This window comes from Bacteroidota bacterium, from assembly GCA_035506275.1.
In the GTDB taxonomy this organism is placed as follows: Bacteria; Bacteroidota; Ignavibacteria; order UBA10030; family UBA8401; genus JAGVPT01.
Genome location: DATJPT010000001.1, coordinates 52,031 through 77,454, shown reverse-complemented (window position 1 = coordinate 77,454; position 25,424 = coordinate 52,031). Strand labels below are relative to the sequence as shown.

Genomic DNA, 25,424 nt, shown 5'->3' with positions numbered 1-25,424 from the left:
CGATGGCGACAACGAACGAAATTACGCTTCACGGCATAGCGGCGGCGCCCGGCATCGTCATGGGAAAAGTGTTCGTCTACACGAAGCACGTTCCCCATATCGACGAGAAAACGATCCCCCTTGAGGATGCTGAAAAGGAAGTTGAACGTCTGCGCGGCGCGGTAGCCCGCTCGGAGAAAGAGCTTCAGAAGATCCTCTCGTTTGCCGAACAGAAGATCGGGAACAGCAAGGCGAAGATCTTCGAAGCACAGATCATGATCCTGAGCGACACTATCCTCTTCGATTCGATCTACAAGCGCATCCGAAAAGAGCGGAAGAATGCGGAATTCATCGTCCACGGAGAAATCAACAAATACCAGCAGCTGATGCTGAAATCCTCGGACGAGTACATGCGCGAGCGCGCGCACGACGTTGAGGACGTGAAGAACCGCATCATCCGCAATATCCAGGAGCAGAAGCTGATCTCCCGGTTCGAAGGGGGATCGATCGTCGTCTCGCAGTCGCTCACGCCCGCCGACACGATTTTATTCAGCCGCAACGAAATTCTCGGATACGCCACCGACATGGGAGGAGTCACGTCCCATGCCGCGCTCCTTTCGCGCTCGTTGAAGATCCCCGCCGTGGTCGGTCTGAAGGAGGTCACATCGAGCGTGCAGACCGATGCCTCGATGATCCTCGACGGTTACAGCGGTGTCGTGATCATCAATCCCTCCGAACAGACGATCGCGCAGTACAAACGACGAAGCAGGGAAATGTCGAAATTCGAGCACGGGTTGAACGACCTGCGCGATCTTCCCGCTCAGACGACGGACGGCAAGCAGGTGGAACTCGTCTCGAACATCGAATTTGCCGAGGAGATACGCTTTTCTAAGTCCCAGGGTTCCCGCGGCGTCGGGCTCTACCGCACCGAAGGACTGTTGATGGGAAAGGATACCTTCCCGTCCGAGGAAGAACAGTACCGCGAGTACAAATCGATCGCCGACAAGGTTTTTCCGAATAAGGTCATCATGCGGACCTTCGACATCGGGGGAGATAAGGTCATCGCCCAATCGCACGAGGAAGAGAATCCGTTCCTCGGCTGGCGGGGCATCCGCGTGGCGCTCGACCGGCCGGAAACGTTCATCGTCCAGATCCGCGCGATGCTCCGCGCAAGCACGAAGAAGAATGTTTGGGTGATGTTCCCGATGGTCTCGAGCTTGAAGGAAATTCGCCGGGCGAAAGCCCTGGTCGCACAGGCGAAGGAATCTCTACGCGCGGAAAAAGCATCGTTTGACGACGCGATGAAGATCGGCGTGATGATCGAAGTTCCTTCGGCGGCAGTGGTCGCAGGGGACATTGCGCGCGAGGTGGACTTCCTCAGCATCGGCACGAACGACCTGATTCAGTACCTGCTTGCGGTCGACCGGGGGAACGATACCGTGTCGCAATTGTACCAGGAATTCGAGCCTGCGGTGATCCTCACGATCCGGCATATCATCAAAGAGGCGCACAAAAATAAAATTCCGGTCAGCATGTGCGGAGAAATGGCCGGCGATCCGGTCGCAACGCTCCTGCTCCTCGGCCTCGGGCTTGACGAATTCAGCGTGATACCGTACGTCCTTCCGGAAATCAAAAAGATCATCCGCTCCGTGCCGCTCAGAGAGGCCCAAAAGATCGCCGTCAAAGCGATGAAGTTCTCCACGGTCGAAGAGGTGAAAGAATTTCTAGTCGGACATGTCAGGCGCATCGCCCCCGACATTCCATTGCCCGAATAATTATCCCCCAAGAAAGAGAGACTATGACTCCCGAAAGAATTGCACAGTACGACCCGTCCGGCATGCGCTCGCTCATCCTCGGATTTCCGCGTCAGGTAGAAGAAGCGGTCGCCATCGGCAATGCCGCAACCGTTAACGTTCCGATATCGAAGATCAATAATATTGTCGTCAGCGGCCTCGGCGGCTCTGCGATCGGCGGCGACCTGCTCCGTTCGTACCTTGCCGGCGAGATCGGCGTACCGATCGCGGTCAGCCGGAATTACTCCCTCCCCGCATACGTCGGTGAACGCTCTCTCGTCATCATCTCGAGCTATTCCGGGAACACCGAAGAGACCATCGCCTCGCATCACGACGCGGTGAAGCGAAAGGCAAAAGTGCTCTGCATTACCTCCGGCGGAGCGGTCAAACAATTCGCGGCAAAGAAGAAACATCCGGTGATCGAGATTCCGGGCGGTCTTCCCCCGCGGGCGGCTCTCGGATACTCATTTTTTCCGACGCTCATCGTTCTTTCCAAGCTCGGCTTTTTCAGATCAAAGAAGAAGGAGATCGATGAGACGATCGCATTACTGAAGGAAAAAGCGAGATCGTACGGCGACATCGGATCGCAGAACAATCTGGCATTGCAGATCGCCGAGAGGGTCTACGGAAAGCTCCCGGTGGTCTATTCTTCGGTGGACAGGTTCGACACGGTGAACGTGCGGTGGCGCGGGCAGTTCTCGGAAAACGCCAAGACGCTCGCGTACGGACACGTCTTTCCGGAATTGAATCATAACGAGATCGTCGGGTGGGAAGTGTTGAAGGATTCCATGAAAAAGATCCACGTGGTGATCCTGCGCGATCGCGAAGACAATCCGCGCGTCCAGCTTCGGATGGATATTACCAAAGGGATCATCCGTGACTTTGCCGACGGCATCACCGAGGTGCACAGCGAGGGGAAGAGCCTGCTGGCAAGAGTATTCTCGCTTCTCTGCCTCGGGGATTGGGTCAGCTTTTATCTTGCGATCCTGAACGGCGTTGACCCGACCCCGGTGAAGAAGATCGACCTTCTGAAAAATGAGCTTGCGAAAGTACCCGCAGGCAAGTAAGGATACTTTTTACAGCGGCATCGCACCGTCAAAGGGCGAAAAAACCGTTTTTTGGCCGGCTTGACTTTCATCACAACACCATGTATATTCTCGGCATATTAACAACCTCTGACTCCCTTCTATTCAGCACACCAGTCGGGATGAACTAATGCTTGAAGAAGTTAATTTCCTTCGCAATGTACCGATCTTTAATGAGCTGAGCGATCAGGAACTTGAAAAAATTGCCGCTCTCGGCGTCCGGAAGAAGTATAAAAAAGGCAGCATCATTCTTTTGGAAGAGGAGACCGGCGCCGCGCTCTTCGTCATTATCTCGGGCAAGGTCAAGATCGTGCGGATGGACGACGACGGCCGCGAGGTCATCCTGTCCATCCTCGGCGGAAGCGATTTTTTCGGGGAGATGGCGATCCTCGACGGCTTGACCCGCTCTGCAAGCGTGGTTGCGACGTCAAAGTCCGAGCTCTTCATGATTCATCGGAGAGACTTTTTGAAATTGATGACCGACTTTCCGATGGTTGCCATTGCGCTGCTGCGCGAGTTGACGGGGCGGCTCCGCAAAGCGGACGCTCAGATCAAAAGTCTATCGCTGAAAGACGCAGCGGGCAGAGTGGCGAATGTCGTCCTTCAACTTGCGGATGAGATCGGCATGTTCCGCAAGGGACGTGTCGAGATCGACGAACTTCCGCTCCAGCAGGACCTGGCGAATATGGCCGGAACGTCGCGCGAAACGATCTCCCGCATGATCCATAAGTTCATCAAGAAGGGCTACCTGCAGCTCCAGGGGAATAGGCTCATCATCAACGATTACGAAAGCTTCAAGAATCTTCATGTCTAACGCTGCGCACACCATCATCCATCTTCAATAAGGACCGGGCACCCCTGAATTGTGGACGGCTTCGGTTTCTGGAGCCTCGCGAAGCAAGGTAGAGTACGAGATTATGGGCGCTAAAGCCGACCTCCATACGCACACAATTTGTTCCGATGGTGCACTTTCCCCGTATGAGCTTGTCAAAAAAGCAAAGGCCGGAGGGCTGTCCGCGATCAGCATCACAGACCACGACAGCGTTGCCGCCATCCCCGATGCGCTCGAGTTCGGGAAGGAATTCGGCGTTGAGATAATTTCCGGCGTGGAACTGAGCGCGACCTTCGAGGACAAGGAAGTTCACATCCTCGGATATTTTGTCGACTACAAGAGCCAGCGGCTGCTCGACTATCTTACCTTCTTCCGGCACGAGAGGATCAAACGCGCCGAGCGGATCGTCGCGAAGTTGAACAATCTGCAGGTCCCCCTGAGTATCGAATCCGTGATGGAACATGCCGGCACCGGCTCGGTGGGACGGCCTCATATCGCGGCCGCGCTGGTGGACGAAGGGATCACAAAATCGTATCAGGAATCGTTCGACCGCTACATCGGCAACGGCGGCCCGGCGTACGAAAGGAAATTTCAATTCTCTCCGGCGGAAGCGGTGCAGCTCGTCGCGTCGTCGGGAGGCCTGTCGTTCCTCGCTCATCCCGGCCGGTATACGACCGACGGCATGCTGCAGCATTTGATCAAGGCCGGAATCGACGGCATCGAGGTCATTCACCCGTCCCACACGCAGGAGCATATGCTCCATTATCGCGGTGTGGTCAGCGAGTATTACCTGCTTGAAAGCGGCGGTTCGGATTTTCACGGCGGGAAGAAGAACGATGAGGCGGTATTCGGAAATTATTTTGTCGATGGCAACAAAGTCGATGCCATGAAGCGCCGCCTGTTCTTGCAGCGGTCGGCGTGAGGTCTTCTTTTTACAGCAGGTGACAAGTATGCCGAGTGTTTTTGAAGGCGACGTTTCAGGAGAAGGAAGGAAATTTGCTATCGTCGTCAGCCGGTTCAATCGTACAATTACCGACCGGTTGCTCGAAGGCGCGGTCGAGTGTTTCCGGAAGCACGGCTCGGATGTAGAACGGGATGTGGAGGTTTTTTACTGTCCCGGCGCTTTCGAAATTCCGGCGGTCGCGGCAAAGATCACGCTCACGGGGAAGTACGATGCGGTGGTCTGCCTTGGAGCCGTCGTCCGGGGGGAGACGCCTCACTTCGAGTACATCGCGCGTGAATGCGCACGCGGCGTGAGCTTCCTCGCGCGGGAACGGAATATTCCGCTCCTCTTCGGCGTACTGACGACCGATACGTTCGAGCAGGCGATGGAGCGCGCCGGAGGATCGGCGGGGAATAAGGGATGGGATGCTGCACTGGGGGCGATCAGCATGGCAAGTTTATACGCACAACTCGACAATAAATCGGCGAGGAGTAAGCAGGCATAGATTGCTACAGAAGGCACCAATGCTTATGAACGTCCCGTCGGCAATAAGATAACGGAGTTGTGTATGAAAAAGATCATTTCTTCCCCGCTGTTGATCGTGTGGGTTGGAACGATAGGCTTCTCGACAATGATGAAAGCAGGAATCGGCGACTGGAAAAATTACACCGACATGACGAACGTCGTCGGTCTCGCCGCTGCCCGCAGCGCAGTGTGGATCGGAACGAGCGGGGGGATCCTTCGGTACACTCAGGCCGATTCCTCATTTCAGAAGTTCACGAATTCCGAGGGACTGACGGGGAACGATGTCTCCGCTGTCGGAATCGATTCATACGGATCCGTCTGGGTCGGCGAAACCTCCGGTGAGATCGACGTCTATTCCCCCTCTTCCAACACGTGGAAGAATATCAGCGACATCGCCCTTTCACTGCAAACCCAAAAAGCCGTCAATGCTTTTGCCGCCTCCGGCGACACAATGTATCTTTGCACCGCGTTTGGGGTCAGCGTCTTTTCAGTGTCGAAGTTTGAATTCGGCGACACGTACGGAAATTTCGGCGTTTTGTCTCATCCGAACGTGACATGCCTGACGGCCGTTGGGGGGACGATCTACGTCGGGACATCAAACGGGATCGCTGTTTCAAAGCCCGGCGCCCGGAATCTTGCCGATCCGCAATCGTGGACTTCGTATACTTCATTGTCGGGAATCACTGCGATCGCCTCATTTCACGGGAACGTGTATGCGGCGTCCGGCGCCGGCGTTTATGAATTTGAAAACGGCGGATGGCAGTCTGTTCCCGGGACGCCGCAGCCCGCCGAGGCGTTAGTGACAATCGATTCGTCGTTGTACGCTGCCGGTTCCGGCAATGTGGTGGTGTTATCTCCTTCGAATGCCGTAACGGCTGTTGTCAACGCCGCTCCGGCAGCGATCACTTGCGCTATCGCCGATTCGGCAAAACGTTTCATCGCCGGATTTCAGGAGGCCGGCATCGGCATTCTGAGCATCGGAACTGCTCAATGGGCCCAGCTGATCGTCAACAGTCCCGCCTCCAATCTCTTCAATTCCATTGCCGTGGACGACAACGGAACTGTGTGGGGCGCGTCGGCGGGACCCGGAGGTACGAACGGAAAAGGCTTTTTCTCCTTCGACGGGACTCGTTGGAGAAACTATAATCTTGGAACGATGCCGCAGTTGGAGACCAACCAATTTTTTTCGGTTTCCATCGGTCCTCATAACTCAAAATGGTTGGGTTCCTGGGGGGGAAGTCTCGCGGTGATGGACGATGCCGGCAACCTTGTCCGTGTTTTTGATAATCGGAACCCGGGTTTTGTCGGAGTTGATCCCCAACATCCCGGCTATATCGTCATGGGGAGCGCGGGATATGATAATGCGGGTTCTATGTGGTTGCCCGATTATTTGACATTGGACGGCAACGTTCTCTGGGAGATGAAAACCGATTCTTCATGGGTATCCGTTCGGGCCCCGCAGAGCACGTCATTCAACCACGCTTTAGGGGTGTTCATCGACAGGAACGGAACAAAATGGGTCAAGAACAGCCTTCTCGGGTTTGAGCCGCTTCCTTCCCACTGTATCTACTACAATGAATCGGGGGGAATTGCAGGTTTGGCGAGCGATGGATGGGGGGAAGTCAGCGTGTCCGACGGTTTAGCGAGTGCGGAAGTGACCTGCGTCGTCGAGGACAAGGAAGGAAGCTTGTGGCTCGGCTCGAATCTCGGCATCAGCGTCATCGGAGACCCTGCGTATCCGACATCGCAGATCAGCATTCTCTATTTGGGCGCTGTCGAAGGGCAATTCATCAATACCATTGCAGTAGATGCGCTGAACAATAAATGGGTCGCGATGCAATCCGGTGTTGCGGTTCTTTCTCCGGACGGCTCGTCGCTCATTACGCAGTACAGTGTTGCAAACACCAACGGAAAGCTTGTCGACAACAACGTTCTGTCGATTGCCTTCGACGATAAACGGGGCATAGTCTATTTTGGAACGAACAAAGGGTTGTCGAGCCTTGAAATTCCGTCGATCGGGACCGTGGAAAAAATGTCCTCGCTCCAGGTTGGACCCAATCCTTTTATCCTGCCGGACCATCCCACGGTGACCATTAAGGGGCTTGCCGATAACACGACGATAAAAATTCTCAATGTCACAGGGGCGCTAGTCAAGGAATTTCCTGCGCAGGGAGGGGGAAGAGCGTTCTGGGACGGCACGGATTCCCGGGGGAACAATGTTGGAAGCGGAGTCTACATCATTGTCGCATACGCCGACAACGGCAACCAGGTGTCCACCGCCAAGGTCGCTCTTCTAAGGAAATAGAAAAACAGCATGGTTAATTTGTTCATCTAATCGTACCCGGAAGTCAACTGTGAATTAGAAAAACCATCATTTCCACGCAAAAGGAGGTTCTTGAATTGGAAAATTCAACCTATAAGGATGAGATCTTCACGAAACGCGTGCGGGCAGGAAAACGTACGTATTTTTTCGACGTCAAGGCAACGAAATCGGAGAAGGATTTTTATATCACGATCACGGAAAGCAAAAGGGTTGGAGAAGAGGAATACGAGAAGCACAAGATCTTCTTGTACAAAGAGGATTTTGACAAGTTTGCAGACGCCCTGATGGAGACGGTCGACTACGTTCAGGATGAACTTCTGGTCGCGCCTCCGGCGCCAGCCCAGCCCGCAGTGGAAGAAAAAGTCTGAGGGTTCCTCTCAGAACCTTCGGGTTCTTTGGAGATCTTCGCGTTACCGCAGGGCCTCTTCCATCGCGGTATGCGCGTCGGTCCGTGAATCCCGGTATTTGACGATCAACGGTGTGTAGAGGCTGAGACCGTGAGCCCGTCCAAAATCCGTCGTCATCGCACGCGAACCTGCGACCACGACGGCGTTCTCAGGAATGATGAGCGATCCCGAGTCTGATTTCCTGATCGTAACTTTGTTGACGCAGTCGTAGACCGGCGTCGATCCGGTGAGCAGGACCCCGGCGCCGATCACGGCCCTCTCTTTGACGATCGTCCCTTCGTAAATTCCGCAATTGCCCCCTACCATGACCTCGTCCTCGATAATGACCGGCATGGCATTCACCGGTTCGAGCACTCCTCCGATCTGTGCCGCGGCACTGATGTGATTCCGTTCCCCGATCTGCGCGCACGAGCCCACGAGGGCGTGTGAATCGATCATCGTCCCTTTTCCGACGTACGCACCGACGTTGACGTAGGACGGAGGCATCATGATCACTCCCGGCGCAAGGTACGCGCCGCGCCGGACCGTCGTGCCGCCGGGAACGATGCGCACATTGCTTTCTGCCGACAATGTCTTGGTCGGATAGGTGTGTTTATCGAAGAACGAAAAAGGGTTCGGCGACGGAATTTTCTGGAGAGCGCCGATCTTGAACCCGAGCAAAATCCCTTTCTTGACCCATGCATGCACGACCCATTTTCCGCCGGCCTTTTCTGCCGCGCGGATCGTTCCGGCGTCGAGAAGCGCAATGAAAGCCTCGAAGACCTTCTCTTCGGCCTTACGGTCTTTGCCGTTCTCGGCGGATGAAAGCTCTTCGATGATCGACGGAAGGGTTTCGGCCGTGAGGTTCATCGGTGCGTTTCCATGAGGTGAAGTTCTTCGAGCGCCCGGCGGACCGCAAACCTGTGGTCGGTGGTCATCGGCGTGAGCGGAAGACGGTACGCTTCTTCGATCAATCCCATGATGGCCAACGCGCCTTTCACGGGGATCGGATTCGATTCAATAAAATTAAGGTTCATCAATTGAAGCAGCTCTTCATGAATGGCCCTGGCTTCGGAGAAATTTCCCTCGAGGCAATGCTTCACCATTGAAGAGAAGAGTCTCGGCGTTTCGTTCGCCACGACGGAGATCGCTCCATCCGCTCCCAGCGCCATCATCGGCAACGTCAGCGCATCGTCTCCCGACAGGACGGTGAAATTTGAACGTCGGTGGCGAAGGATTTCCATCACCTGTCCCATATTCCCCGAAGCCTCTTTAATGCCGGCGATGCCCGGCAGTTCAGAGATGCGCAGCGTTGTTTCCGCGTTGATGTTGCTCCCCGTCCTTCCGGGGACATTATAGACAAAGATCGGAATATCGACCGCTTCGGAGATCGCTTTGTAGTGCTGGTAGAATCCTTCCTGCGTCGGTTTGTTGTAATACGGAGCGATGGAAAGTACCGCGTTCGCCCCGATCGCCCGTGCGTGCTGCGTCAGCGAAATTGCTTCGTGCGTTGAATTGCTGCCGGCGCCGACGATGACGGGAACCCGGCCCGCCGTTTGGTCGACGACGACATCCATGACGTGATGGTGCTCGGCATGATTGAGCGTTGCGCTTTCGCCGGTAGTTCCGCAGGGAACCAGTCCGTTCACGCCGTTGGTGATCTGAAAGTCGACCAGCGCACGAAGCGCCCGTTCGTCGACCGCACCGTCAGCGAGTTGCATTGGCGTGACGAGAGCAGTGGCGACCCCTCTAAAGGAAAATTGTGATGACATGAGATCCTTTCTTGAAAAATGAATATTACGTTTTGAATAAGAAGTCTTCCATCGTAAAAATGCCGCTGCGCCCCTGCAGCCATTCAGCCGCCCAGACCGCCCCAAGGGCGAAACCGCGGCGATTGTGCGCAGTATGCGTCAGTTGTATCGCGTCGGCCGGGGATTCGAAGGTCACACTATGCGTTCCCGCAACGTCGCCGATACGGCTGCTCGAGACGAGAAGTTCGTTCGGCCGGATCTGCCGGTTGTTCAGGGCCGTGATAATTTCCGTCTTGCGCTGCACGTGCTGAAGGATCGTTTTGGCCAGCGTCAACGCTGTCCCGCTCGGCGCATCTTTTTTCATCTTGTGGTGGATCTCGTGGATGGCAATGTCATAATCGGAGAAACGGTTGATAAGCTTTGCCGTTTCGGCGGCCGCGTGGGAAAAAATGTTCGCGCCGACAGAAAAATTCGATGCGTAGAGGATCGTCCCTTTGCACTGACGGATAAATTCGAGAAGTGCCGGCAGCCGGTCGTTCCAGCCGGTGGTTCCGACGACGAGAGGAATATGAAGCGGCCCGAGCGAGCGGATATGATGCTCGGTCGCGTCCGGTGCGCTGAAGTCGATGGCGCATTCGGCGCCTTGCAGTGCAGGGGGAAGAGAACTGATGGCCGGAAGCGGGGCGTTAATGTCGTACCGCGCAACGATGCTGTGCCCTCGTTCCAGCGCTGCCTGTTCGACGTCCCGTCCCATCCGTCCGTATCCAAGCAAGATGATCTTCATTCGTTTAGCCTTCGTTTAAAAAAGAAAAAAGTAGATGAGCGCTGGACTCTCTACTTTTCTGATCGAACGAATGAGATTTTCTTCCTCCTGCCGGAGCAGTTCGCCGAACGTCTATGCAGATCGTCGTTAGCGCTCCATCCCGCCTATCGGACGGGATGACAGTTTGCAGGTTCTTCACGCTGCAACCCAAGTTGTTTGCAGAAACAATACGCACAACTTTCGGCGGCACGGTGTACTTACCCTTTCGATGAAGGTCGTCGAGCTGTTTCGCTCTCGCTTCAGCTACTCATGCGTACCGCTCCTCTAAGACAGCTGTAATTAACGCAATTATGCCGTCGTTGTCAAGACCTGATGAGAGAAACGCCGCCTCTTCGCTTACGATGCTGCCCGGAACCGGATACTGTGGAAATATTTTATATTGCTGCCGCAAAGCATGACCGGTCAGTCGCCGGCACGGAATGACAAATTATTATAGGTCCGGGGAGAGGCACGTTGACTCTCCAACGCTGACGATCTCCTCTATTCTTGACTCTCTCGTCGTTTTTGGGTATATTTAGCAGGTTTTTTTTGAGCGGCGGCTCGTTTTTTGACAATTGCGGTCGATTTTGACGGGAAATGCGGTGCGAGGTCGGATCAGGATGTTGCAATAGCAGGAGGAAAAGGTGAAGATCAACATTTCGAACCTTTCGCAGGGAACACATGAATACAAGCTGTCAAAAAGCGCTGCTGAGCTCGAGTTGCACGAGCATTTTCTCGGCGAGGTCACGTCGCATGTGACGCTCGAAAAATCATCCAGGCAGATTCTTCTGCGGGCCGGTGTACGGTCGAGCGCCTCGTTTCAGTGCGACCGGTGCCTGGACGAATTTACGAAAGAGATTTCTCCTTCCTTTCAGATCGTCTACGTGTGGGATGGCGAAGAGCGCTCGGCTGATCGGGAAGAGGACATCCGGATATTGCGGGCGGACACCAATATCATCGATATCTCCGACGCCGTCCGCGACACGCTGCTTGTTGCGGTACCGCTGAAGCTGTTATGCAAGGAAAACTGCGCCGGGCTTTGCCCGAGGTGCGGAAAGAATTTGAATCACGCTGCCGGCGGCAGCTGTGATTGTGCTCCCGACAAAAGCGATTCCCGGTGGAACAAGCTCGCGGAGCTCGTTGAAGTTTCAATGTCAAAGAAGAAGAACTAAATTTACTATAAGGAATTACCGCAATGCCAAACCCGAAACGCCGCCACTCAAAAACTCGCGGCCGGAAGCGTCGCACGCATTACAAGGCAACGACGCCGTCGTTAGCGGAATGCCCGAACTGCCGGGAGCCGAAACTCCTGCATCGTGCCTGTCCGAACTGCGGCTACTACAACGGCCGTTCGATTATCATCCCGAAAGAAGCGTAGCATCGCGCAAGCGGATGCCCGTAAACAACTGACGTCGAAACATTCAGCCATAGTCCTGGTGGAAATGCTTTGAACCACGCAGAGGGAAAACTGCGGATCGCTGTCGACGCGATGGGGGGAGATTTTGCCCCTTCTCACGAAGTGCGGGGAGCCGTGGACATTCTGCGCCGGACCGGAAACAGGTTCGACGTTGTGCTGGTGGGAAAAGAAAAGGAAATTGCGGCCGAGCTAGCCAAAACAAAAGCCGACGGCCTTTCGCTTTCCGTCGTCCCGGCGAACGATGTGATCGCTATGCACGATTCTCCGGTCGTGGCGCTGAAGCAGAAGCCCGGTTCGTCGCTCGTCGTCGGCATGGTGATGCACAAGGAAAAGAAGGTTGATGCGTTCGTCAGCGCAGGGAACACGGGGGCGGTGACCGCAGCATCCACGCTCCTCCTCGGCAGGATCCCCGGCGTCAGCCGCCCGGCGGTGGCAGCGATTTTTCCTTCCGAAACCGGACCGACCCTCATCGTCGATGCCGGCGCGGTGACCGACAGCAAACCGCATTTTCTGTTCGAGTTCGGCGCCATGGGGAGCATTTATGCGGAGTACATCTTCAAGAAGAAGAACCCGCGGGTCGGCTTGCTCAACGTCGGCGAGGAAGAATCGAAGGGGGATGACCTTGCAAAAGAGGCCTATGCGAAGTTTGCAGCCGCGAAAGGGAAATTGAATTTCATCGGCAACGTGGAGGGGCGCGATATCCTCCGCGGGAAAGCCGACGTCGTTGTCTGCGACGGCTTTGTCGGCAATGTTCTTCTGAAGTTTGCCGAAAGCGTTCCGTCGTTCTTGAAGGTAAAATTCAAGGACTACGCCGAACAGGGAACAGTACAGAAGGTGTTGATGGGACTTCTCCGGAATCCGTTGAGGAAGATCTTCAAAGATTTCGATTATCAGGAATTCGGCGGCGTCCCCCTTCTGGGAGTGAACGGCGTGACGATCATCGGGCACGGCAGTTCAACGCCGAAAGCGATCTCGAACATGATCCTCCGCGCTGAAGAGATGGTGAACAAGAAAATCAATTTTCATATCGAACAATCATTACGCGAAAACAGCTCCGAAGGAATGAATGGGTAGAATACGAGCAATGATCACGGCCGTCGGCCATTACGCTCCGGAAAAGGTTCTCACGAACCACGACCTCGAAAAAATGGTCAACACGAACGACGAGTGGATCCGGACTCGAACTGGAATCCGCGAACGCCGCATTCTTGCAGAAGGAGGAACGTCCGATTTAGGTTCCAACGCTGTGAAAAATATGCTGGCCCGCCGCGGCATGGACGCATCAGAGATCGAAGTGATCATCGTCGCTACGGTAACGCCGGATATGTTCTTCCCCGCAACCGCGTGCATCATCCAGGAGAAGATCGGGGCGAAGAAAGCGTGGGGCTTTGACCTCAACGCCGCTTGTTCAGGGTTTGTCTATGCGATCACGATCGGTTCTCAGCTGGTCGAAACAGGAGCGTATAAGAACGTCGTGGTCGTGGGCGCCGACAAAATGAGTTCCATCGTCGATTATACAGACCGGAACACATGCATTCTTTTTGGCGATGCCGGAGCGGCGGTTCTGCTTGAGCCGACCTCCGACGATACCGTCGGCATTCTTGATCATAAACTCTATACGGACGGTTCCGGCGGGTTCGCGCTTCACATGTCAGCAGGCGGAAGTCTTCGTCCATCCACCCATGAAACCGTCGATAAGAAGATGCACTATATTTATCAGGACGGAAAGGCGGTCTTCAAGGTGGCGGTGATCGGCATGGCGGAGGTTTCCGCCGAGATCATGAAGCGGAACAACCTCACCGGCAAAGATGTCGATTGGCTGGTGCCGCACCAGGCGAACCTGCGCATCATCGACGCATGTGCGGAGCGGATGGAGATCGACAAATCCAAGGTGATGATCAACATCGACCGCTACGGAAACACCACCGCTGCGACCATTCCCCTCTGCCTGTCCGAATGGTGGGAAGCGGGAAAAATCAAGAAAGGGCACAACCTGGTACTTTCGAGTTTCGGCGCAGGGTATACCTGGGGAGCAGTGCTGGTGAAGTGGGGAATTGACGGGCCGAAGTCGGTTTAAGGATCGGATCGCAGCGGAACATGGGTACAACGGCATATATTTTTCCGGGACAAGGCTCGCAATACGTCGGGATGGGAAAGGATCTGTGCGCCGAATTTGATGCGGCCAAAGCTCTGTTCGCGAAAGCCGACAAGGTCCTCGGTTTTTCCCTGTCGAAGATCTGTTTTGACGGGCCCGAAGAAGAGCTCAAACAGACCAGAAATACCCAGCCGGCGATTTTTCTCCACAGCATTGCCGTCTGGAATATTCTCAAACCCGGCGACCCCGCGATGACCGCCGGCCACTCCCTCGGAGAATATTCGGCACTTGTCGCCGCCGGGGCGATCGCCTTTGAGGAAGCGTTGAAGCTCGTTCGTCTGCGCGGAGAGCTGATGCAGAAGGCGGGAGAAGAGAATCCTGGGACGATGGCGGCGGTCGTCGGACTTGAAGCACAAACGATCGAGGAAGTTTGCCGCGCGGCATCGAGCGACGGAATTGTGCAGGCCGCTAATTTTAATTCTCCGGGACAGATCGTCATCTCGGGATCGGTCGCCGGAGTTCGCAAGGCGATGGAATTGGCTAAACAGCGCGGCGCAAAATTGGTGAAGGAACTCGTCGTCAGCGGCGCCTTTCATTCCCCGTTGATGCGATCGGCGAAGGATGGATTGAAATCGGCTCTGGACAGAACGGCCATTCGGGATGCACAGATCCCGGTCTATGCAAACGTGTCGGCGAAACCGGTGCGGAAGGCTGGCGAGATCCGAACCCTTTTGTTCGAGCAAGTGACCAGCCCGGTCAGGTGGGAAGAAACGATCAGGAATATGTCTACGGATGGGGCTTCGACCTTCGTCGAGACCGGCCCCGGAAAAGTTCTTCAGGGACTCGTCAAGAGAATCGCGCCGGAAGCTGCGATCGCCGGCTTTGACACCGCAGCAACTGTTGCAGCGGCGAAAAATTAATGGGACGGAACGGAGAGGCGATGCGCGTTGGGAAGTACGAGGTCGACCCGATCCTTTTTGAAAAGGGATTTTCAAAAGGGTGCGGACCGTTTGCGTGCGAATCGACCTGCTGCGAAGCAGGAGTGTACATCGACCTCAAGGAGAAAGAATTGATCCTTTCCCATAAAGAGACGGTCAAGAAATACATGGACGAGACGCAAACGACCGACGACTCCCGGTGGTTCGACAACGAGGTGCTGGATGACGGAGATTTTCCCTCCGGCAAAACTTTGGGAACCGAAGTGGTGAATGATAAATGCGTCTTCCTCAATAAAAGAGGAATGTGCAGTCTGCAAATAGCCGGGACGGAGGAGAAGCTTGGCCGATGGGCCCTGAAGCCGTTTTACTGTGTGGCGTTCCCGATCTCCGTCGATGACGGAGTAGTGACGTTCGACGATTTTTTGCACGAAAAGACAACATGCTGTTCGTTCATCGACAACCGGGAAACGACCCTGGTCGAAGCGTGCAGGGAAGAACTGGAGTTTGTCCTTGGAAAGGACGGCTATACAGAACTGACGGCACTACAAAAAGCGTATGGTGCCGCTCAACAACAATGACCAACTGAACTCAAACGACCATCATGCAATTACAGAATAAGATCGCGCTCGTGACGGGAGGGACAAGGGGGATCGGCAAAGCGATCGTCGTTGCTCTTGCCGAAGCCGGAGCGAACGTTGCGTTCACCTACCGCAGCTCAAAAGAATCGGCCGATGCCATTGCGGCCGATCTCCAGGCGAAGGGAAAACGGGCGGTCGGCTATCAATCGGACGCCTCTGATTTTAACCAGGCGAATGAGATCGTACAGAAGGTGATCCAGGAATTCGGAAGGATCGATATTCTCGTCAACAACGCCGGCATTACGAAGGACGGATTGCTGATGCGGATGTCGGAGAGTGACTGGGATGCGGTGATCACGACCAATCTGAAAAGCGTTTTCAGCTTCACAAAGGCGGCGTGCCGCCAAATGATGAGCCAACAGGCGGGAAAGATCATTAACATCTCCTCCATTGTCGGCATCACCGGCAACGCCGGGCAGGCCAATTATGCATCGTCGAAAGCGGGGGTTATCGGGTTCACCAAATCCATCGCAAAAGAGCTTGCATCCCGCAATATTCAGGCGAATGTGGTCGCTCCCGGATTCATCGAAACGGATATGACCGGGAAGTTGAATGAGAAACAAAAAGAAGCTATCTTAGCCATGATTCCGTTAAAACGGATCGCAAAACCGGAAGAAGTTGCTGGGGTGGTTCGTTTCCTTGCATCACCGGACGCGGACTATATCACCGGTCAGGTCCTCTGTGTTGATGGCGGCATGGTCATGTAATTGTCAATGTTCTAAAGCAGTATAATCACTTAACAGAAGGAGATACCCGTATGGCTGATGTATCCGCAAAAGTAAAAGAGATCATTGTGAACAAACTTGGCGTTGACGAGGCACAGATTACCCCGGAAGCATCGTTTACGAATGATCTCGGCGCTGATTCATTAGACACCGTCGAGCTGGTGATGGAATTTGAAAAAGCATTCAACCTTCAAATTCCCGATGAGGATGCGGAGAAGATTGCGACGGTTGGAGATGCGATCAAATACTTGTCGGGAAAAGTTTCCTGACATCTATACGGGGAATGCTCGATGAAGTTCAAGCGTGATGCCGGCGAATGTCCGGCATCACGTTCTTACAACGGATTGACAAGCAGCAAAGGAACAAGCTATGTCGTTTAACGGGAAAGCGCGTCGTGTTGTCGTCACCGGAATGGGCGCCGTTACGCCGATCGGCCTGACGGTCTCGGATTTCTGGAAGAACGCCCTTGCCGGCATCAGCGGCGCAGCCCCGATCACCTATTTCGATACAACGCAGTACGACACGAAGTTTGCCGCGGAGCTGAAGGCCTTCGACCCGCTGAATTATATGGACCGGAAAACGGTGCAGCGCGTCGACCCGTTCACCCAGTACGCTTTTGCCGCAGCCGACGAGGCGGTGAAAGACGCGGCGGTCGACTTTTCCAAAATTTCCGGCGACCGTGCCGGCATCATCTTCGGTTCGGGCATCGGCGGGATGCTCACCTTCCAGCGGCAGCACGAAACGCTCGTCGAAACCAAGGGACCGCACCGTATCAGCCCGTTCTTCATCCCGATGATGATCGCGGATATTGCCGCCGGAAGAATTTCGATGAAGTACGGCCTCAAAGGACCGAACTACGCGACGACCTCTGCGTGCGCGACGGCCTCCCACGCGATCGGTGATGCTTTTATTCTGATCCAGCGCGGCGACGCTGACCTGATGCTGAGCGGAGGTTCGGAGGCGGGGATATGCCCGATGGGGATCGGCGGGTTCAACGCCTTGCGGGCCCTTTCCACGCGCAACGATGCGCCGCAGAAGGCCAGCCGTCCCTTTGATAAGGACCGCGACGGGTTCGTCATGGGGGAAGGAGGAGGCGTCCTCATCCTCGAAGAACTTGAACATGCGAAACGCCGCGGGGCGAAAATTTATGCCGAGATCTCAGGCGTCGGGTTTACGGCAGACGCTCATCACATCACCGACCCTGCTCCCGGCGGCGAAGGGGCGGTCCGTTCGATGAAAGCCGCAATCCGGGATGCGGGAGTTTCGCCGGACGACGTTGATTACGTGAATGCCCACGGCACGTCGACGCCGGCGAACGACAAGAACGAAACCGCCGCGATGAAGACGGTCTTCGGCGAGCATGCGAAGAAGCTTGCCGTGAATTCGACCAAATCGCTGGTCGGACACTTGCTCGGCGCTTCGGGGGCGGTCGGCTCGATCGCCACCGTCATGTCCATTGTGGAGAACAAGATCCACCCCACCATCAATTATGAGACGCCCGATCCGGATTGCGATCTGTTCTACGTCCCAAATGCTTCCATCGAGAAGGAAGTGAACATCGCACTCTGCAACACGTTCGGGTTCGGCGGTCACAACGCTACGCTGCTCTTCAGAAAATATCAGGAGAACTAAGAGGACAAGTACCGGTGTGAGCAGTTTACGTCAATGGGTCCGAAATCTATTCCGCACCGCGCCTTCACCATCAGCGCACTCTTTTTCCGAACTCAATTCCAAGGTTGACTTCAAGCGATTCGAGCACGCTCTCCAGTACCGCATCCGGTCGAAGCGCATTTTTCTTCAGGCAGTTCTCCACAGGTCGTACCTGCAGTTTGCCGAAGTGTCGGAAATCCATTCGAACGAACGACTCGAATTTCTCGGCGATTCAATACTGAATATGGTGGTCGCCGAGCGCCTGTTCCGGCTTTATCCCGAATCGGAAGAAGGGGACCTGACCATCATGAGGGCCAGGCTGGTGAACCGGAAAGCGCTGGTGCACTATGCAAAGGAAATTCACCTGCGCGATTTTCTCCTTCTCAGCAACAGCGCAGCTCAGACGGTCGAAAAAGGGGCAGAGACGATTCTTGCCGATGCGTACGAAGCGGTGATCGGCGCCGTCTACCTTGACGGCGGGCTAGAAGAAGCAAAACGATTCGTCGAGCGGCAGTTGAAGAAGATGCTGGCCGAAGGGAGCCTCCAGGAAGCGAACGAGAACTATAAAAGCGCGCTGCTTGAATACGCGCAGGCAAACGGCCTCCCCCTTCCGCATTACACGATCACAAAAGAAGAGGGGCCCGACCATGACCGGACATTCACCGTTGAGGTTTCGGCCGGTGAAGGGAAAACGGGGGTCGGGGTGGGAAAAAATAAAAAAGAAGCTGAACAAGCTGCGGCGCACAATGTGCTTTCGCTGTTGGCGCAGCACCCGGAGGTGAAGGAGCCTTTACCCTCCTGAAGACCAACCGATGATCTTAACAGTATTGAAATGAACAATCCGATCTTGCAAGAAGATAAATTCCAATCCCGCCATCTCGGCCCCGCGAGCGAAGACCTCGGAGCGATGCTTCAAACGATCGGGACCGATTCCCTCGATACGCTGGTCGATGAAACGATTCCTTCCAGCATAAAAATGCAGGAGCCGCTGAACCTTCCCCCGCCTGTCAGCGAATATGCTTTCATCGGGGAAATGAGGAAGACCGCCGCCAGGAACAAGGTCCTTAAATCGATGCTCGGGCAAGGCTACTATAATTGCATAACGCCGGCAGTGATTCAAAGAAATATCTTTGAAAATCCCGGCTGGTACACCCAGTATACGCCGTACCAGCCCGAGATTTCTCAGGGGAGATTGGAAGCCCTCCTCAATTTCCAGACCATGGTGATCGATATGACGGGGATGCAGGTGGCGAACGCCTCCCTGCTCGACGAGGGGACGGCTGCGGCCGAAGCAATGGCGATGGTCTACGGCATCGTCAATAAGAACCTGAACGGCGTGCCGCGGAATCGTTTTTTTGTCTCGGAAAAATGTTTTGCCCAAACTATCGATGTCATTAAGACCCGGGCGCGATGTATCGGTATCGAACTTGTCGTTGGCGATCATGAGAAGACGAAATTTGACGGTTCGTATTTTGGCGCGATCGTCCAATATCCTGACGAGCAAGGGGCGGTGGTCGATTATCGGCAGTTCATCGCCGGCGTGCATGAACAGGGGGGCTTAGCCCTTGTTGCAGCCGATCTGCTGAGCCTGGCATTGCTGACGCCGCCGGGTGAATTTGGCGCCGATGTCGTCGTCGGATCGACCCAGCGGTTCGGAGTCCCCATGGGCTATGGCGGGCCGCACGCAGCGTATTTTGCGACGAAGAGCGAGTTCATTCGCCATATGCCCGGTAGGATCATCGGGGTTTCCGTCGATGCGCAGAGCAATAAAGCATACCGCATGACGCTGCAAACCCGCGAGCAGCATATTCGCCGTGAAAAGGCGACGTCGAATATTTGCACCGCCCAGGCGCTTCTTGCGATCATGGCTGGGATGTATGCGGCCTATCACGGTCCGGGGGGCATAAGGAATATCGCGTCCCGGATCCACCTTCTCTCGGAGATCCTGAACAAAGAATTGACGGACCTCGGCTACAGGCAGCTGAACCGCGTCTGGTTTGACACGCTGGCGATCGGGGCGGGGAAACACACCGACGCGATCATGAGCGCGGGAGTCGCCGCCGGTTACAATTTCCGCCGCATCGATGCAACGCATATCGGCATCTCGTTGGACGAGACCACACTGCTCGAAGACGTTGCGGCGGTAAAAGAACTGTTTGCCCACGCCAATCATGCGCCTCATTCGCATGGCGATATCGGCAAAAAGTATTCTTCACTGGAAATCGAGTATCCTGAACCTTTTGCCCGGACAACTCCGTATCTCCTGCATCCGATTTTTTCAATGCACCACTCCGAGTCGGAGATGATGCGGTACATCAAGGGTCTCGAGAACAAGGATCTCTCGCTTACACATTCGATGATTCCCCTCGGCTCGTGCACGATGAAACTCAACGCGGCGACGGAGCTCATGCCGGTGAGCTGGCCGGAGTTCGCAGGGCTTCATCCGTTTGCCCCGCTCAATCAAGCGGAGGGATATCAGCAGATTTTCAAAGAACTTGAATCGGCCCTGTGCACGATCACGGGATTGTCGTCGGCTTCGCTCCAGCCGAATTCCGGAGCGCAGGGAGAGTTTACCGGGCTCCTCGTCATTCGTGCATACCATGCCGAGCGGGGAGAAGGAGGCAGGAACATCGCACTGATTCCCTCGTCGGCCCACGGCACGAATCCTGCCAGCGCCGCTATGGCGGGACTGAAAGTCGTTGTTGTAGGATGCGATGATGCCGGGAACGTTGAAGTCGCCGACCTGCGCGCCAAGGCAGTCCAATACAAAGAGACGCTTGCCGCGCTGATGCTGACCTATCCGTCAACGCATGGTGTCTTTGAGGAACGGGTGAAGGAAATTTGCAGCATCGTCCATGAGAACGGCGGTCAGGTGTACATGGACGGCGCTAACCTCAATGCACAAGTCGGCGTGACGAGTCCGGCGGCGATCGGAGCGGACGTGTGCCACATCAACCTCCATAAGACCTTCAGCATTCCGCACGGCGGCGGCGGGCCGGGAATGGGACCGATTTGCGTTGCAAAGCATCTCGCTCCGTTCCTGCCGGGGCATCCCGTGGTAAGGACTGGCGGAGAGAAAGCGCTTCATGCAGTGTCGTCGGCGCCATGGTCGAGTGCAAGCATCCTGCTCATTTCGTACGCCTATATCAAAATGCTCGGAGCCGAAGGAGTACGGGAAGCAACACGGTACGCGATCCTCAACGCAAATTATCTGAAAGCCAAGCTTGAGCCGCACTTCCGCATTCTCTACCAGGGGAGCCGCGGGAGAGTCGCTCACGAGTTCATCATCGACATGAAAGAGTTCAAGGAGAAATGCCGCATCGACGTGGAAGATATTTCAAAGAGGCTGATGGATTACGGCTTCCACGCTCCGACCGTTTCCTTTCCCGTCCACGATACGCTGATGGTCGAACCGACCGAGAGCGAGTCGAAGGCGGAGCTTGACAGGTTTGCCGATGCGCTTATCGCCATCAAGAAGGAGATCGAGGAGGTCGCCGCCGGCACCGCGGACCAGGGAGACAATGTCCTGAAGAACGCTCCGCACACGGCGCTGGAGGCCACGAAGACCGAGTGGCGTCATCCATACTCACGTGAGAAGGCAGTCTATCCTGCCGCAGAACTCCGTCACCATAAGTTCTGGCCGAGCGTCGGGAGAATTAACAACACCTACGGCGACAAGAATATCGTTTGCACTTGTCCGCCGATCGAATCGTACGCAGAAGAGCAGGCGCAATGATCACGGATGACACAGGGATCAAATCGATCTTGACATCGGCAAAGACCATCGCCGTCGTCGGCGCCTCCCCGAAACCGTGGCGCGACAGCGGGTCGATCGCGCAGTTTCTCTCGGAGAAGCATTACACCGTCTATCCGGTGAACCCGAAGTACCAAGAGGTGCTCGGCATGAAATGTTACCCGGACCTCACGGCGCTGCCGGAGAAGATCGACATCGTCGATATCTTTCGCGCTTCCAGCGAGGTCGAGCTGGTTGTTGACGAGGCGATTCTTGTCGGCGCAAAATGCGTGTGGATGCAGCTTGGCGTCGTTAACGAACGGGCGGCAGCGAAGGCGGAATCGGCGGGGATCACGGTGATCATGGACCGCTGCATCGCGATCGAATATCGCGCCTTGATGCGCTGATTTTTTTGTCGTATGTTGAAAGTAGACTTGAGAACGCCGCTGTTTCAAGTCTATTTTTTTATCGCCGGTACCTGAATGAAATTCCCCGTTTTGCTTCTTACCGTCATTGCCTGGTTACCGTTCATCGGCCTCGCGCAGGATTCGACGCTAACGGCGCAGGAAGATTTTCCCGATTCGGCTCTTCGCGTCTCGAGCGTGGTCATCGGAGGGAACGAACTCACGAAGGATTTCATCATCGAGCGCGAAATGTCCCTCAAGGTCGGTTCCCTCGTGACGCACGAAGCGGTGGCCTACGACATCAACCGCATCTACAGCCTCGAACTCTTCAATAAAGTCGACATTCACGTCGTCCCGGATTCCACGACGGCAACGCTGATCGTGTACGTCAGCGAACGATGGTATTTTTATCCGTTTCCGATCGCCGGGTTCAAGGATCATGAGTGGACGCATTTTTACTACGGCGCGGGGGTCGTCCATACGAATTTCCGCGGGCGGAACGAGCTTGTGAATACCCAGTTTGCGCTCGGCTACGACCCGTATGTTTCCCTGCAGTATGTCGACCACTCATTCGACCCCGACGATAATCTCTACCTCTCGACCAAGGCCTCGTACTCGATCCAAAAGAACCTCAGCCTCGTGTCTCTCGATTCGGGGCCGAACTTCGATGAAAAATTGATCGACGGACAGGTGGCGTTCGGCAAGCGATTTTCACTTTATACAACGGCTACGATCACGATCGAATATACCAACCTGAGCGTCTCCGACAATCGGGCCGGGCGGACACTCTCTCCAACAGGCACGGACAATTTTTTTTCCTTGCATGCCGACTACGTTTACGATACCCGGGACCTGGGCGAGTACTCGCGGCTCGGCACCCTGGCGACATTCGATATTTCGAAATACGGCGTCGGCAATCAATACGTCGACTACCAGCGATACACCGCTGATGTTCGGCGGTACATACCGGTCTATTATAATTCGTCGTTCGCCTTCCGCCTTTTCGGCAGCATGGTGCAGGGAGGGGACGACCCGAATTACGGACATGTGTTTTTCGGGTACGGCGAGAGGATCCGCGGAAGATTTCAGACGATTGTTGAAGGAGACGACATTCTGGGCGCGAAGGCGGAACTCCGTATCCCGGTTGTTTCTCCCGCCTATCTGCGCGTGGACGAAATTCCGATCGAGCAGTTCCGGGATATTCGGTATGCTCTTTACTTCACAATCTTCGGAGATGCAGGAACGGTGTGGTACAGGAATCAACCGGTGGCGGTGGACAATTTCCTCTCGGGCTTCGGCGCGGGATTGAATTTGCTCTTCTCGTACAGTTTTGTCGGGCGCGTCGAATACGCCTTCGGCGGTCCGGGTTTTCACAACGGACAAGTCATTCTCGATCTCGGCGCCTCTTTGTGAAACAGCCGGAATACTCGTTATTGAAACTATTGTCGCACTAAAAAGGGACAGCTCGTCGTGGCCAAAGAATTTTTTTATACGGAGCCGGCAAACATAGGGGAACACTACCTCACGATCGAAGGAGAAGAATCGAAGCACATCGTCAGAGTGCTGAGAAAGTCCGAGGGCGAATTGCTGTGGGTTGTGGACGGCGTCGACCGGGCCTATGAGGCTGTCATTCGTTCCATTCATCAGCTTTCGATCGAGTGCGAGATCCTCTCGGTCCATGAACGGCTCAACGAACCGGGAATCGAGGTGACGCTGGCCGTTGCCGTTCTTAAAAATCCTTCGCGGATGGAATGGCTGGTTGAAAAGGGGACCGAACTCGGCATCCGCAGGTTCATTCCGGTCTCGACCTCGCGCACCGTCGCCCATTCTTCCAGGGAAGATCGGTGGAAGAAGATCGCGCTGGCGGCCATGAAGCAATCGGGGCGCAGTTACCTTCCGCAAATGTACCCCCTCACGGATATGGAATCCGTCCTTCGTCATGCAAGCGTGTTCGATCTGAAGATCATTCCGTACGAGCAGACCGACGAGGTTCTCTTTATTACGGAAGCTCTTCGCCACAGGCCGAAGCCGACGTCGGCCCTGATCGTGATCGGTCCCGAAGGAGGCTTTACGGAGGAAGAGATTCACTTGGCAGAACATGCGGGTTTCGTCCAGGTCTCGCTCGGCAAGCGCCGGCTGCGGACAGAGACCGCCGCCATTGCTGCGGCGACGTGGGTGATCGGGAACTATTGAGGCGTACCTGCCCGAGGGTGCAACCGGGTCCCTCAAAACCCCATGGCCACCCCTGCCGTAATGCCGGTATCATACGGCAACATCGTCGACCTGAATAATTTCATTTCAAAGAACCCGATTTCCAGATACCCCTGCTTATCGAATGAAAAACCGACGGTCTCGCGTAGAATCGGCCCGAAGAAGAACGAGGTTTCCATTCCATTGGCGTTGTGGACCGTTTCGTCGCCGCCTGTCAAGGCTGCGGTCCCGCCGACGAACGGAGATACCGGCCGGTCGCTAGTAAGCCACCTGAACCCGATATGGCCTCCAAAGGTGACCATGGTCCCGTTGATGTTGTTGTCGGTATTGTTGATGCGAAGCACTTCGAAATGGGCGCCATAGCCGAGCATGACCGCCGAGCTCTCTTTCAGACCGAACGAATTGTATGCGAAGCGGTACCCCGCTTGAATTTTCCCGCCGCGGAAATACATGAAATCAATGTCCTGACAAACCTCCGTCTTCGATTTGTTATCCTCTCCGATGACGTTCTCTCCAGCATTCGGACGTTGAAGGGCACTCTTTGTAGCAGCGTTCGCTGAATCACGAGGAACGGCGCTCCACGGGTAATCCAAGATTTTAGCCCCAGCCGAAAGATCGCGGCTGCAATCGACAATTCCTTTGTAGATCAGCAGTTCAAGGAACTTCGTCACATCATCCCCGGTCCTGACTGTTTCATAAACCCTTACAGTGACGGATTCGGCGGATTCTCTGATGAACCTCCCCTTGAAAATGATCTTTGCATCAAAAATGCCGACGTCAAAATATTGAGAATTATCCTCTCTTACTTCCATGGAGTCGATGAACACCTCGACCGGAACGTTGGCATTCGAAGGGGACGCCGGAAGGAGGGAATCGAGCGCCGCTTTGACGAATTCAGCCACTGGAATAGTGACGCGGTAGGGCACCGTCGTGTTAAAGAGGCCTGTCTCCGCGCTACCGATGGTGTAGGGGTCGACAGCCCGGCGGTCGACGACGGAGGTGACCTTCACGTCCGAGCCGATGATCTTGTTCGATACCAGCTCTTGTCTGGAATAATCCGGGTCGAGGAGAACCTGGCTTTCTCCGCAGCCAATAACCGTGAGCGCGCAGGCGACTGCAACAATGGAAAGAGAATGTTCTCTGATAGTCATCGACGAACTCCTCTGCATTCTTGGGGAGCAAAACCTAACAGAA

The 25,424-nt window shown here is 55.1% G+C and carries 25 protein-coding genes and 1 riboswitch; of the genes, 21 read left to right on the top strand and 4 right to left on the bottom strand.

The window, feature by feature from the left end; translation table 11 throughout:
* Positions 1-2 precede the first annotated feature (2 nt).
* From ptsP to VMF88_00310, 7 genes are all read left to right on the top strand, one after another.
* Positions 3-1,754 (top strand): phosphoenolpyruvate--protein phosphotransferase, encoded by a 1,752-nt coding sequence (gene ptsP, locus VMF88_00340; protein HTY09492.1) that lies wholly within the window; start codon positions 3-5, stop codon positions 1,752-1,754.
* Positions 1,755-1,777: 23 nt separating this feature from the next.
* Positions 1,778-2,839 (top strand): bifunctional phosphoglucose/phosphomannose isomerase, encoded by a 1,062-nt coding sequence (locus VMF88_00335; GenBank protein ID HTY09491.1) that lies wholly within the window; start codon positions 1,778-1,780, stop codon positions 2,837-2,839.
* Positions 2,840-2,987: 148 nt separating this feature from the next.
* Positions 2,988-3,671 carry a Crp/Fnr family transcriptional regulator gene (locus tag VMF88_00330; protein ID HTY09490.1) on the top strand — a complete coding sequence of 228 codons (684 nt, stop codon included), beginning with the start codon at positions 2,988-2,990 and terminating at the stop codon, positions 3,669-3,671.
* A 103-nt stretch (positions 3,672-3,774) separates the two neighbouring features.
* A complete protein-coding gene (locus VMF88_00325) occupies positions 3,775-4,611 on the top strand; it encodes a PHP domain-containing protein (protein HTY09489.1) in 837 nt (278 codons plus the stop codon).
* 28 nt (positions 4,612-4,639) lie between these two features.
* On the top strand, positions 4,640-5,137 hold the full coding sequence (gene ribH / locus VMF88_00320; protein HTY09488.1) for a 6,7-dimethyl-8-ribityllumazine synthase: 498 nt from the start codon (positions 4,640-4,642) through the stop codon (positions 5,135-5,137).
* Positions 5,138-5,200: 63 nt separating this feature from the next.
* On the top strand, positions 5,201-7,462 hold the full coding sequence (locus tag VMF88_00315; GenBank protein ID HTY09487.1) for a two-component regulator propeller domain-containing protein: 2,262 nt from the start codon (positions 5,201-5,203) through the stop codon (positions 7,460-7,462).
* 95 nt (positions 7,463-7,557) lie between these two features.
* Complete coding sequence (locus VMF88_00310; protein HTY09486.1) at positions 7,558-7,848, top strand: DUF3276 family protein; 291 nt, start codon at positions 7,558-7,560, stop codon at positions 7,846-7,848.
* Between the two features lie 42 nt (positions 7,849-7,890).
* Here the strand turns inward: VMF88_00310 and VMF88_00305 are convergent, their stop codons facing one another.
* From VMF88_00305 to dapB, 3 genes are read right to left on the bottom strand one after another with little or no spacing between them, the layout of a single operon-like run.
* Positions 7,891-8,736, bottom strand: coding sequence for a 2,3,4,5-tetrahydropyridine-2,6-dicarboxylate N-succinyltransferase (locus tag VMF88_00305; protein ID HTY09485.1), 846 nt, complete (start codon positions 8,734-8,736; stop codon positions 7,891-7,893).
* Positions 8,733-9,638 carry a 4-hydroxy-tetrahydrodipicolinate synthase gene (gene dapA, locus VMF88_00300; protein HTY09484.1) on the bottom strand — a complete coding sequence of 302 codons (906 nt, stop codon included), beginning with the start codon at positions 9,636-9,638 and terminating at the stop codon, positions 8,733-8,735. The genes VMF88_00305 and dapA overlap by 4 nt, the downstream gene beginning before the upstream one ends.
* A 25-nt stretch (positions 9,639-9,663) precedes the next feature.
* On the bottom strand, positions 9,664-10,401 hold the full coding sequence (gene dapB / locus VMF88_00295; GenBank protein ID HTY09483.1) for a 4-hydroxy-tetrahydrodipicolinate reductase: 738 nt from the start codon (positions 10,399-10,401) through the stop codon (positions 9,664-9,666).
* 119 nt (positions 10,402-10,520) lie between these two features.
* A riboswitch (Lysine riboswitch) is annotated at positions 10,521-10,715 on the bottom strand.
* 348 nt (positions 10,716-11,063) lie between these two features.
* Here dapB and VMF88_00290 point away from each other — a divergent pair.
* From VMF88_00290 to VMF88_00225, 14 genes are all read left to right on the top strand, one after another.
* Positions 11,064-11,591, top strand: coding sequence for a DUF177 domain-containing protein (locus VMF88_00290; protein ID HTY09482.1), 528 nt, complete (start codon positions 11,064-11,066; stop codon positions 11,589-11,591).
* A 23-nt stretch (positions 11,592-11,614) separates the two neighbouring features.
* Positions 11,615-11,797, top strand: coding sequence for a 50S ribosomal protein L32 (gene rpmF, locus VMF88_00285; GenBank protein ID HTY09481.1), 183 nt, complete (start codon positions 11,615-11,617; stop codon positions 11,795-11,797).
* A gap of 69 nt (positions 11,798-11,866) precedes the next feature.
* The gene (gene plsX / locus VMF88_00280; protein ID HTY09480.1) at positions 11,867-12,910 is read left to right on the top strand and encodes a phosphate acyltransferase PlsX; all 1,044 of its coding nucleotides are present in this window, start codon (positions 11,867-11,869) and stop codon (positions 12,908-12,910) included.
* On the top strand, positions 12,903-13,913 hold the full coding sequence (locus VMF88_00275) for a beta-ketoacyl-ACP synthase III (GenBank protein ID HTY09479.1): 1,011 nt from the start codon (positions 12,903-12,905) through the stop codon (positions 13,911-13,913). Before plsX ends, VMF88_00275 begins: the two co-directional genes overlap by 8 nt.
* A 20-nt stretch (positions 13,914-13,933) precedes the next feature.
* Positions 13,934-14,851: an ACP S-malonyltransferase gene (fabD, locus tag VMF88_00270; protein HTY09478.1), complete on the top strand. Its 918-nt coding sequence runs from the start codon at positions 13,934-13,936 to the stop codon at positions 14,849-14,851.
* A complete protein-coding gene (locus VMF88_00265; GenBank protein HTY09477.1) occupies positions 14,851-15,447 on the top strand; it encodes a DUF3109 family protein in 597 nt (198 codons plus the stop codon). Before fabD ends, VMF88_00265 begins: the two co-directional genes overlap by 1 nt.
* Positions 15,448-15,467: 20 nt before the next feature.
* The gene (fabG, locus tag VMF88_00260) at positions 15,468-16,214 is read left to right on the top strand and encodes a 3-oxoacyl-[acyl-carrier-protein] reductase (GenBank protein HTY09476.1); all 747 of its coding nucleotides are present in this window, start codon (positions 15,468-15,470) and stop codon (positions 16,212-16,214) included.
* Between the two features lie 50 nt (positions 16,215-16,264).
* Complete coding sequence (locus tag VMF88_00255; GenBank protein HTY09475.1) at positions 16,265-16,501, top strand: acyl carrier protein; 237 nt, start codon at positions 16,265-16,267, stop codon at positions 16,499-16,501.
* A 100-nt stretch (positions 16,502-16,601) separates the two neighbouring features.
* Entirely contained in the window at positions 16,602-17,864 is a 1,263-nt protein-coding gene (gene fabF / locus VMF88_00250) for a beta-ketoacyl-ACP synthase II (GenBank protein ID HTY09474.1), read from the top strand.
* 16 nt (positions 17,865-17,880) lie between these two features.
* Complete coding sequence (rnc, locus tag VMF88_00245) at positions 17,881-18,684, top strand: ribonuclease III (protein ID HTY09473.1); 804 nt, start codon at positions 17,881-17,883, stop codon at positions 18,682-18,684.
* Positions 18,685-18,714: 30 nt separating this feature from the next.
* Positions 18,715-21,618 carry an aminomethyl-transferring glycine dehydrogenase gene (gene gcvP / locus VMF88_00240; protein HTY09472.1) on the top strand — a complete coding sequence of 968 codons (2,904 nt, stop codon included), beginning with the start codon at positions 18,715-18,717 and terminating at the stop codon, positions 21,616-21,618.
* Positions 21,615-22,022 (top strand): CoA-binding protein, encoded by a 408-nt coding sequence (locus tag VMF88_00235; GenBank protein ID HTY09471.1) that lies wholly within the window; start codon positions 21,615-21,617, stop codon positions 22,020-22,022. The genes gcvP and VMF88_00235 overlap by 4 nt, the downstream gene beginning before the upstream one ends.
* 75 nt (positions 22,023-22,097) lie before the next feature.
* The gene (locus VMF88_00230) at positions 22,098-23,432 is read left to right on the top strand and encodes a BamA/TamA family outer membrane protein (GenBank protein ID HTY09470.1); all 1,335 of its coding nucleotides are present in this window, start codon (positions 22,098-22,100) and stop codon (positions 23,430-23,432) included.
* 57 nt (positions 23,433-23,489) lie between these two features.
* Positions 23,490-24,212 (top strand): RsmE family RNA methyltransferase, encoded by a 723-nt coding sequence (locus VMF88_00225; GenBank protein ID HTY09469.1) that lies wholly within the window; start codon positions 23,490-23,492, stop codon positions 24,210-24,212.
* Positions 24,213-24,244: 32 nt separating this feature from the next.
* On the opposite strand, the gene VMF88_00220 is transcribed toward VMF88_00225, so the two are convergent.
* The gene (locus VMF88_00220) at positions 24,245-25,381 is read right to left on the bottom strand and encodes a hypothetical protein (GenBank protein HTY09468.1); all 1,137 of its coding nucleotides are present in this window, start codon (positions 25,379-25,381) and stop codon (positions 24,245-24,247) included.
* Positions 25,382-25,424: the final 43 nt, after the last annotated feature.